Source organism: Microbacterium sp. DWRC1-3 (assembly GCF_049896645.1).
Classification (GTDB): Bacteria; Actinomycetota; Actinomycetes; order Actinomycetales; family Microbacteriaceae; genus Microbacterium; species Microbacterium maritypicum.
Window position 1 is genome coordinate 587832 of record NZ_JAFCUS010000002.1, and the last position, 12241, is coordinate 600072.

6 protein-coding genes are annotated in these 12241 nt (G+C 66.3%); 5 read left to right on the plus strand and 1 reads right to left on the minus strand.

Going from position 1 to position 12241, the window contains the following annotated elements; translation table 11 throughout:
* Positions 1-25 precede the first annotated feature (25 nt).
* The 4 genes from ACP699_RS15475 to rpoC all read left to right on the plus strand — a co-directional run bounded on the left by ACP699_RS15475 (position 26) and on the right by rpoC (position 10455).
* Positions 26-991, plus strand: coding sequence for an ABC transporter permease (locus tag ACP699_RS15475; protein ID WP_055870106.1), 966 nt, complete (start codon positions 26-28; stop codon positions 989-991).
* Positions 988-2694: an ABC transporter ATP-binding protein gene (locus tag ACP699_RS15480; RefSeq protein ID WP_426172159.1), complete on the plus strand. Its 1707-nt coding sequence runs from the start codon at positions 988-990 to the stop codon at positions 2692-2694. The genes ACP699_RS15475 and ACP699_RS15480 overlap by 4 nt, the downstream gene beginning before the upstream one ends.
* A 301-nt stretch (positions 2695-2995) precedes the next feature.
* Complete coding sequence (locus ACP699_RS15485) at positions 2996-6499, plus strand: DNA-directed RNA polymerase subunit beta (protein WP_055870115.1); 3504 nt, start codon at positions 2996-2998, stop codon at positions 6497-6499.
* Between the two features lie 80 nt (positions 6500-6579).
* On the plus strand, positions 6580-10455 hold the full coding sequence (rpoC, locus tag ACP699_RS15490) for a DNA-directed RNA polymerase subunit beta' (RefSeq protein ID WP_055870118.1): 3876 nt from the start codon (positions 6580-6582) through the stop codon (positions 10453-10455).
* A gap of 102 nt (positions 10456-10557) precedes the next feature.
* Here rpoC and ACP699_RS15495 read toward each other — a convergent pair whose 3' ends face one another.
* The gene (locus ACP699_RS15495; RefSeq protein ID WP_426172161.1) at positions 10558-11145 is read right to left on the minus strand and encodes a hypothetical protein; all 588 of its coding nucleotides are present in this window, start codon (positions 11143-11145) and stop codon (positions 10558-10560) included.
* Between the two features lie 86 nt (positions 11146-11231).
* Here ACP699_RS15495 and ACP699_RS15500 point away from each other — a divergent pair, with 86 nt between their 5' ends.
* Positions 11232-12161, plus strand: coding sequence for a PfkB family carbohydrate kinase (locus ACP699_RS15500; RefSeq protein WP_426172163.1), 930 nt, complete (start codon positions 11232-11234; stop codon positions 12159-12161).
* The last annotated feature ends 80 nt before the right edge of the window (positions 12162-12241 follow it).

Sequence of the window (12241 nt, forward strand, 5' to 3'; positions counted from 1 at the left end):
CCACCGTGCGAAAGGATGCGGTCGCATGAGCATCGCGCTCCCACCCGCCCAGGGCCCTTCGGCAGAGAGCGGCGGCAGCATCGACACCGTCGCGATCGCCCAGGCCGATCTGAAGAACGGTTCCGGCGGATTCTGGAGGGACGTGTTCCGTCGCCTCCGTCGCAATCCGACAGCGTGGATCGGCGCGGCCATCGTCGTGGCGTTCCTGCTCATCGCAGCCCTCGCGCCCCTGCTCGCTCCCTATCCGGAGACGGCGCTGCCGGGTGCGAAGTACATCACGCCCACCTACATCCCGGGTCCGGGAGAGCTGCCGCAGTTCCCTCTGGGCCTGGACCGCTTCGGCGGCGACGTGCTGTCCAAGCTCATCTGGGGCGCGCAGGCGTCGCTCATGATCGGCGTCATCTCCACCGCGATGGGTCTGGTCGGGGGCATGATCCTCGGCCTGCTCGCCGGCACGTTCGGCGGATGGGTGGACACCCTCATCATGCGCATCGTCGACATCATCCTGTCGGTGCCGAACCTTCTGCTCGCGGTGTCGATCGCCGCGATCCTCGGTCAGACCCCGTTCGCGATCATGATCGCGATCGGGGCCTCGCAGGTGCCGATCTTCGCTCGCCTGCTGCGCGCGTCGATGCTGCAGCAGCGTTCGAGCGACTACGTGCTCTCCGCGCAGACCCTCGGTCTCGGTCGCGGCAAGATCACCATGTCGCACGTGCTGCCCAACGCCATCGGTCCGGTGATCGTGCAGGGGACCCTGACGCTGGCCACCGCCGTCATCGATGCGGCGGCCCTGTCGTTCCTCGGTCTCGGCGGCGGACGCCCGGAGACGGCGGAGTGGGGCCGCATGCTCACCTACGCGCAGTCCGAGCTGGCCATCGCGCCGTGGCTCGCCTTCCTTCCCGGTATCTGCATCGCGGTCACCGCGCTCGGCTTCACCCTGCTGGGTGAGGCGCTGCGCGAGGCGATGGATCCCCGGACGAGGGCACGATGAACGCGCGGGAAGACGGCGCCGTGAGCGCCGCGAAGGAGAAGCAGATGTCGACCGAACCGCTGTTGTCGGTCCAGGGGCTGGCCGTGGACTTCGCCACCATGGACGGTGTCGTGCACGCCGTGGAGGGCGTGGACCTCGAGATCCGCCCCGGCGAGACCGTCGCGATCGTGGGGGAGTCCGGGTCGGGCAAGTCCACCACCGCGATGGCGATCATCGGGCTGCTCGCCGGGGGCGGCAAGATCGCCTCCGGCAGCATCCGCCTCGACGGGAAGGAGATCTCGCGTGCGTCGGAGCATGAGATGCGCGCGATCCGCGGTCGTGACATCGGTCTCGTGCCGCAGGACCCGATGTCCAACCTGAACCCGGTCGCGAAGATCGGCACCCAGGTGGCGGAGACGCTGCTCGCGCACGGCCTCGCCACACGGCAGAACGTGCAGACCAAGGTGGTCGAGGCTCTGACCGCTGCGGGCCTTCCCGACCCGGCACGACGTGCGAAGCAGTATCCGCACGAGTTCTCCGGCGGCATGCGTCAGCGCGCGCTCATCGCGATCGGGCTGGCGTGCAAGCCCCGACTGCTGATCGCCGACGAGCCCACGAGCGCCCTCGACGTCACGGTGCAGCAGACGATCCTCGACCAGATCGGGCACATGACTCGCGAGCTGGGAACGGCCGTGCTGCTCATCACACACGACCTGGGGCTCGCGGCAGAGCGTGCGGAGCGGGTGATCGTTATGCATCGCGGCAAGGTGGTCGAGCAGGGCGATGCCCGGCAGATCCTGGAGGACCCGCAGCATCCGTACACGCAGTCGCTCGTGAAGGCGGCCCCCTCGGTCGCCGCGGCCCGCCTGCAGCCGGAGGCGTTCCGCGTGCAGGAGAGGGGAGCGGAGGCGAGCACCGTTGCCGAGACGGCTCCCGCCGACAACATCGTCGAGATCGAGAACCTCACCAAGGTGTATCCGGTGCGCGGACGCGGGGAGGACTTCGTGGCCGTCGACGACGTGTCGCTGGTGATCCCGCGCGGCGAGACCGTGGCGATCGTGGGCGAGTCCGGCTCGGGCAAGACCACGACGGCACGGATGCTGCTCAAGGTGATCGAGCCGACCAGCGGGCTGATCCGCTACGAGGGCAAGGACATCGCGTCGCTGACTCGGGCGGAGACGAAGGAGTTCCGGCAGCAGGTGCAGCCGATCTTCCAGGATCCGTACTCGAGCCTGAACCCGATGTTCACGATCGAGCGCCTGATCGCCGAACCGTTGGAGTTCTACAAGAGGGGAAGCGGCGCCGACCGACGCAGGCGCGTGCGTCAGCTGCTGGATGACGTGGCTCTGCCGCAGTCGATGCTGCGTCGGTACCCGTCCGAGCTGTCCGGTGGGCAGCGGCAGCGCGTCGCGATCGCCCGTGCCCTCGCCCTCTCGCCCGATCTGATCGTCTGCGACGAACCGGTGTCGGCGCTCGATGTGCTCGTGCAGGACCAGATCCTGAAGCTGCTCGGCGACCTGCAGAGCGAGTACGGGTTGAGCTATCTGTTCATCTCGCACGACCTCGCGGTGGTGCGACTGATCAGCGACTACGTGTGCGTGATGAAGGACGGCAAGCTCGTCGAGGCCGCCACCTCGGAGGAGATCTTCACGAACCCCCGCGACCCGTACACCCGGCGTCTGCTGGCGTCGATTCCCGGCAACGAGCTGGGCATCGCCTCCTGACGACGGTCGTCCGCCGAGACCCACCCCGCTCGTCGAGACCCATCTCCGCAGTCGTCTGCGGGGGTGGGTCTCGACACAGAAGGTGGGTCTCGGCGTCCCCGCAGGGGCACTCATACCGCAGCTTCCGAGATTGGTCAAGGACTGCGCTTGCCATGTCGCATAATCGTGCGTATAGTAGGTAGTTGCGCTCGCTTCTCCCTGCCCTCATATGGTGGTCGGCATCTGTTGAGTTCCCGGGCGCACACTCCACCTGACGACAAAGGAATCGAGAAGCCCTGCGGGGCTCACGGAGGTTATTCCCTTGGCTGCTGCTCGCAACGCATCCACATCCACCACCACCAAGAACGGACGCGGAGCATCCCGTCTTTCGTTCGCCAAGATCTCCGACACGCTGACGGTCCCTGACCTTCTCGCCCTGCAGACCGAATCCTTCGGTTGGCTGGTCGGCAACGACGCCTGGAAGGCGCGCGTGGCCGAGGCCAAGAAGCAGGGTCGCACCGACGTCAACGAGAACAGCGGTCTGGGCGAGATCTTCGAGGAGATCTCTCCTATCGAGGACCTCGGCGAGACGATGCAGCTGTCGTTCACGAACCCCTACCTCGAGCCGGAGAAGTACTCGATCGAGGAGTGCAAGGAGCGTGGCAAGACCTACGCCGCTCCGCTGTACGTCGAGGCCGAGTTCATGAACCACCTCACGGGTGAGATCAAGACCCAGACGGTCTTCATGGGCGACTTCCCGCTGCAGACCGACAAGGGCACGTTCATCATCAACGGCTCTGAGCGAGTCGTCGTGTCGCAGCTCGTGCGCTCGCCGGGTGTCTACTTCGACAAGACCCCCGACAAGACGAGTGACAAGGACATCGTGTCGGCTCGCGTCATCCCGAGCCGTGGAGCATGGCTCGAGTTCGAGATCGACAAGCGCGACCAGGTGGGCGTGCGCGTCGACCGCAAGCGCAAGCAGTCGGTCACGGTCTTCCTCAAGGCGCTGGGCATGACCAGCGAGGAGATCCTCGCCGAGTTCGCCGGCTACACCTCGATCGAGGAGACGCTCGCGAAGGACACGATCGTCACCAAGGAAGATGCGCTCCGCGACATCTACCGCAAGCTCCGTCCGGGCGAGCAGGTCGCTGCCGAGGCCGCGCGCGCGCTGCTGGACAACTTCTACTTCAACCCGAAGCGCTACGACCTGGCCAAGGTCGGTCGCTACAAGATCAACCACAAGCTGGGCCTGGACCAGCCGCTGAACTCTTCGGTGCTGACCGTCGAGGACATCGTGGCCACGATCAAGTACCTCGTGCGTCTGCACGCCGGTACCGAGGAGACCTTCACGGGCATCCGCGGTGGCAAGAAGGCCGAGATCCGTCTCGCGACCGACGACATCGACAACTTCGGCAACCGTCGCATCCGCGCGGTCGGCGAGCTGATCCAGAACCAGGTCCGCACCGGTCTGTCCCGCATGGAGCGCGTCGTCCGCGAGCGCATGACCACGCAGGACATCGAGGCGATCACCCCGCAGACCCTGATCAACGTGCGCCCCGTCGTCGCCGCGATCAAGGAGTTCTTCGGAACGTCGCAGCTGTCGCAGTTCATGGACCAGAACAACCCGCTCGCGGGTCTGACGAACAAGCGTCGTCTGTCCGCGCTCGGCCCCGGTGGTCTCTCGCGTGACCGCGCCGGCGTCGAGGTCCGTGACGTCCACCCCTCGCACTACGGCCGCATGTGCCCGATCGAGACTCCTGAAGGCCCGAACATCGGTCTGATCGGTGCTCTCGCGACCTTCGCGCGCATCAACTCGTTCGGTTTCATCGAGACCCCGTACCGCAAGGTCGAGGGTGGCGTCGTCACCGACCAGATCGACTACCTGACCGCTTCCGAAGAGGTCGACTTCAACATCGCGCAGGCCAACGCCCCGCTCGATGCCAAGGGTCGCTTCATCGAGAGCCACGTCCTGGCCCGTCCCAAGGGCGGTAGCGGTGAGGTCGACATGTTCCTCCCGGAGGACATCGGCTACATCGACGTCTCGCCGCGCCAGATGGTGTCGGTCGCGACCTCGCTCGTGCCCTTCCTCGAGCACGACGACGCACAGCGCGCCCTCATGGGTGCCAACATGCAGCGTCAGGCTGTGCCGCTGCTGCGCAGCGACTCGCCGCTCGTCGGAACCGGTATGGAGGGCTACACGGCCATCGACGCCGGTGACGTCATCACCGCCGAGAAGGCCGGTGTCGTCTCCGAGGTCTCCGCAGACCGCGTCGTCGTCATGCTCGACGAGGGCGGAACGCAGGAGTACCACCTCCGCAAGTTCGACCGCTCGAACCAGGGCACGTCGTACAACCAGAAGGTCGTCGTCAACGCCGGTGAGCGCGTCGAGGTCGGAGAGGTCATCGCCGATGGCCCCGCCACCGAGAACGGTGAGCTGGCCCTCGGAAAGAACCTCCTCGTCGCCTTCATGACGTGGGAGGGCTACAACTTCGAGGACGCGATCATCCTGAGCCAGGACCTGGTGAAGGATGACACCCTCTCCTCGATCCACATCGAGGAGTACGAGGTCGATGCTCGCGACACCAAGCTCGGCAAGGAGGAGATCACCCGTGACCTCCCCAACGTCAGCCCGGAGCTGCTGAAGGACCTCGACGAGCGCGGCATCATCCGCATCGGTGCCGAGGTCCGCCCCGGCGACATCCTCGTCGGCAAGGTCACGCCGAAGGGTGAGACCGAGCTGTCGGCCGAGGAGCGTCTGCTCCGCGCGATCTTCAACGAGAAGAGCCGCGAGGTCCGCGACACGTCCCTGAAGGTGCCTCACGGCGAGCAGGGCACGATCATCGCGGTCAAGGAGTTCAACGCCGAGGACGGCGACGACGAGCTCGGCTCTGGCGTCAACCGCCGCGTCGTGGTCTACATCGCCCAGAAGCGCAAGATCACCGAGGGTGACAAGCTCGCCGGCCGTCACGGCAACAAGGGTGTCATCGCGAAGATCCTCCCGATCGAGGACATGCCGTTCATGGCGGACGGCACCCCGGTCGACATTGTGCTCAACCCGCTCGGTATCCCCGGTCGAATGAACTTCGGTCAGGTCCTCGAGACCCACCTCGGGTGGATCGCGAAGCAGGGCTGGAAGGTCGAGGGCACCCCGGAGTGGGCATCCCGTCTGCCGGAGCAGGCCTTCGAGGCAGCTCCCGGCACGAAGGTCGCCACCCCGGTGTTCGACGGTGCGAGCGAGGAGGAGATCGCAGGTCTTCTCGACGCGACCATCCCGACCCGCGACGGTGTGCGTCTGATCGACTCCACCGGAAAGGCCCAGATGTTCGACGGCCGCTCCGGCGAGCCGTTCCCGGCGCCGATCTCGGTGGGCTACATGTACATCCTGAAGCTGCACCACCTGGTCGACGACAAGATCCACGCGCGTTCCACGGGTCCGTACTCGATGATCACCCAGCAGCCGCTCGGTGGTAAGGCGCAGTTCGGTGGACAGCGCTTCGGTGAGATGGAGGTGTGGGCCCTCGAGGCCTACGGCGCCGCATACGCGCTCCAGGAGCTCCTCACGATCAAGTCCGACGACATCCTCGGCCGCGTCAAGGTGTACGAGGCGATCGTCAAGGGTGAGAACATCCAGGAGCCCGGCATCCCCGAGTCCTTCAAGGTGCTCATGAAGGAGATGCAGTCGCTCTGCCTGAACGTCGAGGTCCTCTCGGCCGACGGCACACTGGTGAACCTCCGCGACACCGACGATGAGGCGTTCCGCGCCGCAGAAGAGCTCGGTATCAACATCTCCAGCCGCTTCGAGGCCGCCTCGATCGACGAGATCTAATCCGCAGGTGTGCCCGGGATCCAACTCCCGGGCACACCCCAGCAGACTTCTCAAAAAGAATTTCCGACACAGGAGAACTAGTGCTCGAGTCCACAACTTTCGATGAGCTTCGCATCGGCCTGGCGACCGCAGACCACATCCGCGCGTGGTCCTACGGCGAGGTCAAGAAGCCCGAAACCATCAACTACCGCACCCTGAAGCCGGAGAAGGATGGTCTCTTCGGAGAGCAGATCTTCGGCCCGTCCCGCGACTGGGAGTGCGCCTGCGGCAAGTACAAGCGTGTCCGCTTCAAGGGCATCGTCTGCGAGCGCTGCGGCGTGGAGGTCACCAAGAGCTCCGTCCGTCGTGAGCGCATGGGTCACATCGAGCTCGCCGCTCCCGTCACCCACATCTGGTACTTCAAGGGCGTGCCCTCGCGTCTGGGCTACCTGCTCGACATGGCGCCGAAGGACCTCGAGAAGGTCATCTACTTCGCCGCCTACATGGTCATCTCGGTCGACGAGGAAGCTCGTCACCGCGACCTGGGCACGCAGGAGAACAACATCCGTCTCGAGCTGAAGACGCTCGGCGACCGCCGCGATTCCAAGATCGCGGAGCGCCTGGCCAAGCTGGAGGAGGAGCTCGCCGCTCTCGAGGCGGAGGGTGCCAAGGCCGACGCCAAGAAGAAGGTCAAGGACGCCGCCGAGAAGGAGATGTCGCTCATCCGCAAGGGTGCCGACGAGGCGATCCTGAAGCTGGAGCGCGTGTGGGAGGACTTCCGCACCCTCGAGGTCGGCGCCCTGCGCCCGGAGGACGACGTCTTCCACGAGCTGCAGGACCGGTTCGGACAGTACTTCGAGGCCTACATGGGTGCCGAGTCGATCCAGCGCCGCCTTGCGGCCTTCGACCTCGTCGCCGAGGCGGAGAACCTGCGTCTGCAGATCTCCGAGGGCAAGGGCCAGCGCAAGATCCGTGCGATCAAGCGCCTCAAGGTCGTCAGCTCGTTCCTCGAGACCGGCATGAGCCCGGCCGCGATGGTCCTCGACGTCGTCCCGGTGATCCCGCCGGAGCTGCGCCCGATGGTCCAGCTCGACGGTGGCCGCTTCGCGACCAGTGACCTGAACGACCTGTACCGTCGCGTGATCAACCGCAACAACCGTCTTCGTCGTCTGATCGACCTCGGTGCCCCCGAGATCATCGTCAACAACGAGAAGCGCATGCTGCAGGAGGCCGTCGACGCACTGTTCGACAACGGTCGCCGTGGTCGCCCCGTCACCGGTACCGGCAACCGTGCCCTGAAGTCCCTCAGCGACATGCTGAAGGGTAAGCAGGGTCGTTTCCGCCAGAACCTGCTCGGAAAGCGTGTCGACTACTCTGGCCGTTCGGTCATCATCGTCGGGCCGCAGCTGAAGCTGCACCAGTGCGGTCTGCCCAAGCAGATGGCTCTGGAGCTCTTCAAGCCGTTCGTCATCAAGCGCCTGATCGACCTCGGTCACTCGCAGAACATCAAGGCGGCCAAGCGCGCCGTCGAGCGCACCCGTCCCGAGGTCTGGGACGTGCTCGAGGAGATCATCCGTGAGCGTCCGGTTCTGCTGAACCGTGCACCCACGCTGCACCGCCTCGGCATCCAGGCGTTCGAGCCTCAGCTCGTCGAGGGCAAGGCCATCCAGCTGCACCCGCTCGTCTGCGCGGCGTTCAACGCCGACTTCGACGGTGACCAGATGGCTGTCCACCTGCCGCTGTCGGTCGAGGCTCAGGCCGAGGCACGTGTGCTGATGCTCGCGTCGAACAACATCCTGAAGCCGTCTGACGGTCGTCCGGTCACCCTGCCTTCGCAGGACATGATCATCGGCCTCCACCACCTGACCACGGTCAAGGAGGGTGCAGCCGGCGAGGGACGTGCGTTCGGTTCTGTGGGCGAGGCGATCCTGGCCAAGGACGAGGGTTCCCTCGACCTGCAGGCGAAGATCCGCATCCGCATCCCCGGTCTGACCTTCCTCGAGGGCGAAGCTCCCGAGGGCTACGAGCGTCACGGTCTCGTCGACGCCTCGCTGGGTCAGGCGATCTTCAACGACACGCTGCCCAAGGGCTACCCGTTCGTCCGCGAGCAGGCTGACAAGAACAAGCTGTCGCAGATCGTCAACAAGCTGGCCGAGGAGTACCCCAAGGTCGAGACGGCTGCGTCGCTGGACCGCATCAAGGACGCCGGTTTCTACTGGGCCACGCGCTCCGGTGTGACCGTCGCCCTGAGCGACATCCTCACCCCGCCGAACAAGGCGGAGATCGTCGCCGGCTACGAGAAGCAGGCCGCGAAGGTCCAGTCGCAGTACGAGAAGGGTCTGACGACCGACTCCGAGCGTCGCCAGGAGCTCATCAAGATCTGGACCGAGGCCACCGACGAGGTTCAGGCCGCCATGAAGGCGAACTTCCCCGAGGACAACACCATCAACCGCATGGTGTCGTCGGGTGCTCGTGGTAACTGGCTGCAGATCCGGAACATCGCCGGTATGCGTGGTCTGGTGAACAACCCCAAGGGTGAGATCATCCCGCGTCCGATCATCTCCTCGTACCGCGAGGGTCTGTCGGTTGCGGAGTACTTCATCGCGACGCACGGTACCCGTAAGGGTCTGGCCGACACCGCTCTGCGTACCGCCGACTCGGGTTACCTGACCCGTCGTCTGGTGGACGTCTCGCAGGACGTCATCATCCGCGAAGAGGACTGTGGCACGTCGAAGGGCCTCGAGCTCCCGATCGCCGCTCCGAACTCGCAGGGTGAGCTCGTGCGCGACGCGAACGTCGAGAACTCGGTGTTCGCTCGTACGCTGGCCTCCGACGTCGTGAACGAGTCGGGCGAGGTTCTCGCCTCGGCCGGTGACGACGTGGGTGACGTGCTGATCGACAAGCTCGTCGGACTCGGTGTCGAGAGCATCAAGGTGCGCTCGGTCCTGACCTGCGACTCGGCTGTCGGTGTCTGCGCGCAGTGCTACGGCCGTTCGCTCGCGACCGGCAAGACGGTCGACATCGGAGAGGCCGTCGGCATCATCGCGGCCCAGTCGATCGGTGAGCCCGGTACCCAGCTGACGATGCGTACCTTCCACACGGGTGGTTCGGCATCGGCGGATGACATCACGCAGGGTCTTCCCCGTGTGCAGGAGCTCTTCGAAGCGCGTACCCCCAAGGGCGCGTCGCCGATCGCCGAGGCCGATGGCCGCATCACGATCGACGAGACCGACAAGGGCAAGAAGGTCATCCTCACGCCCGACAGCGGTGACGAGCCGGTCATCTACCCGGTGCTGAAGCGTGCGACGCTTCTCGTCGAGGACGGGCAGCACGTCACGGTCGGTCAGCCGATCCTGGTGGGCACGCTCGACCCCAAGGAGATCATGCGCGTCATGGGTGCTCGCGAGGTGCAGCGTTACCTCGTCGGCGGCGTCCAGGGCGTGTACCGCTCGCAGGGTGTGCCGATCCACGACAAGCACATCGAGGTCATCGTCCGTCAGATGCTCCGCAAGGTCACCGTCGTCGATCACGCCGACACGAACCTGCTGCCGGGTGAGATGGTCGACCTCAAGCGCTACCAGTCGATCAACCGCGAGACAGTGGCAGAGGGCAAGCGCCCCGCGTCGGGCCGTCCGGAGCTGATGGGTATCACGAAGGCGTCGCTCGCGACCGAGTCGTGGCTGTCGGCCGCCTCCTTCCAGGAGACGACCCGCGTGCTCACCGAGGCTGCGATGCAGGGCAAGCGTGACCCGCTGGTCGGTCTCAAGGAGAACGTCATCATCGGTAAGCTCATCCCCGCCGGAACCGGTCTCTCGAAGTACCGCGACGTCACGGTCGAGGCCACCGAGGAAGCCAAGAGCGAGCGCTACCCGAACCGGATCTTCGCATCCGACGGCGCGTACGCTGACGGTGACTTCGGCTACGTCGACTTCGACGCGTTCTCGACGGACGACATCACCCCCGGCACTTACAACTGATTGAGTGCTGAGTGACTGAGAAGGCCCCAGGCGATTCGCCTGGGGCCTTCTTCGTGCCCTGGTGCAGTCGCGTGGCGCCTGGTAGCCGCGCGGTGGACGCGGTCAGCCGAAGAGGTGCTCCACAATGCTCGAGGTGTACCCGCTCGGCGCCAGGTTCGAGTAGCGCGTATCGATGAGCACATCCTCCCGCCAGAAGAGGGTGCGGCCGTCGGTCACCGGGTACTGCGCATTGGGCCAGGTCTTCTCGCAGCGCGTGCCGCCGTCCGGGGTGAAGCAGGAGAAGCCCTCGTCGTTCGCAAGAGCGTTCAACATGTCGAGCGCGGGTCCGCGGTTCATCCGGGAGATCGTGGTCGTGAGACCGGTCGTGTCGGCGCCGGGGTCGGCCCAGATGCAGGTCAGAGTGCCGTCGGAGCCCACGCCGGAAGGGCCGAAGGCGGCGTCGTTGAGCGGTGTCTCCCCGAGTTCGGCCAGGACGGCGTCCGACAGGATCGCACGGCAGTCGGTCGGGAGCGCGACGGGTGCGCTGGTCGGCGTGGGGCTGGGCGACGGGGAGCCGGTCTGCTCGGGGGCGGCAGTCTCGCTCCCTGTCGGGCTCGGCGAAGCGCTCGCGCCGCCCGTCTGCGGGGTGCACGCGGTCAGTGCGACGAGGAGGAGGAGTGCCGCGGCAGCGCCGGTGAGTCGGGGCTTCATGGCCACACCGTACTGCGCATCGGTGTCGGGATGACAGAGGATCGCGGTGTTGCCGTCGGCTCCCCGTGCCGCGATAGTGTCGGCGGGTGAGCAACCAGACTTCTTCCGCCGGTTCCGTGGTCGTGATCGGCGATGCCTTGATCGATGAGATCCGCGACGATTCGGGGGTGCGCGAGCTCGTCGGCGGTGCCGCACTCAACGTCGCCGTCGGACTGCGGCGCCTGGGAGTCGTGACGACGCTGATCGCGATGGTGGGAGATGACGAGGCCGGCGCGCACATCCGCGAGTACCTTTCCGACCACGGCGTGCGGCTGATCGGGAGTGAGGCCCCGCTCGGGTCCTCGCGGGCGATCGTGCAACGGGCGGCGAACGGTGAGCCGCAGTACGTCTTCAACGACGCCGCACAGAAGCGCAGCATCCGGTACTCCGACGAGGCTCGAAAGGCGATCGCCGACGCCGGGCTCGTCGCGATCAGCTGCTTCCCCTTCGACGAGCCGGTCGAGGTCGACGCCCTGACCGATGCCCTGGCGGGTGCGCGCATTGCCGTCGACCCCAACCCGCGCACCGGAATGCTCAGCGACCGTGAGGAGTTCGTCCGCGGCTTCGAGCGGCTCGCGGCTTCGGCCGCCATCGTCAAGGTCGGCGCGGATGACGCGGCGATCCTCTACGACGGCGACCTCGACGCCCTGCGCGCCCGTCTGCGGGCCCTCGGCGCTGCTGCCGTCCTCGCGACCGCGGGTGCCGACGGCGCCACCATCGATGCGGATGCCGGCATCGTCTCCACTCCCATCGCGCAGCTTCCCGGTGTCGTGATCGACACCGTCGGCGCGGGGGACGCGACTCTCGCGGCGGTTTCGGAGGGCCTGGTCACAGCGTCTCCGTCCGACCTGGGGGAGTGGCGCGCACTGCTGCTGCGCGCGATGGACGTCGCCGCCGCGACCTGTCGCGCCGAGGGCGGTCTGCTGCGAACACCCGAGTCCTTGGAGGACTCCAGGCGCGGCGTGAACGGCAGCTGACCGTTCGATTTCTTGCACCCGCCTCCGGCAGGTATGCTTGTCTCTCGTGCCCCCGGTTGGCTGTCCAAGTCGGACGGGTG

Excerpts from the sequence above, each read along its gene's own strand:
- ACP699_RS15475 (WP_055870106.1), top strand. The coding sequence starts at position 26 with ATGAGCATCGCGCTCCCACCCGCCCAGGGCCCTTCGGCAGAGAGCGGC.
- ACP699_RS15480 (WP_426172159.1), top strand. The coding sequence starts at position 988 with ATGAACGCGCGGGAAGACGGCGCCGTGAGCGCCGCGAAGGAGAAGCAG.
- ACP699_RS15495 (WP_426172161.1), bottom strand. The coding sequence starts at position 11,145 with ATGAAGCCCCGACTCACCGGCGCTGCCGCGGCACTCCTCCTCCTCGTC.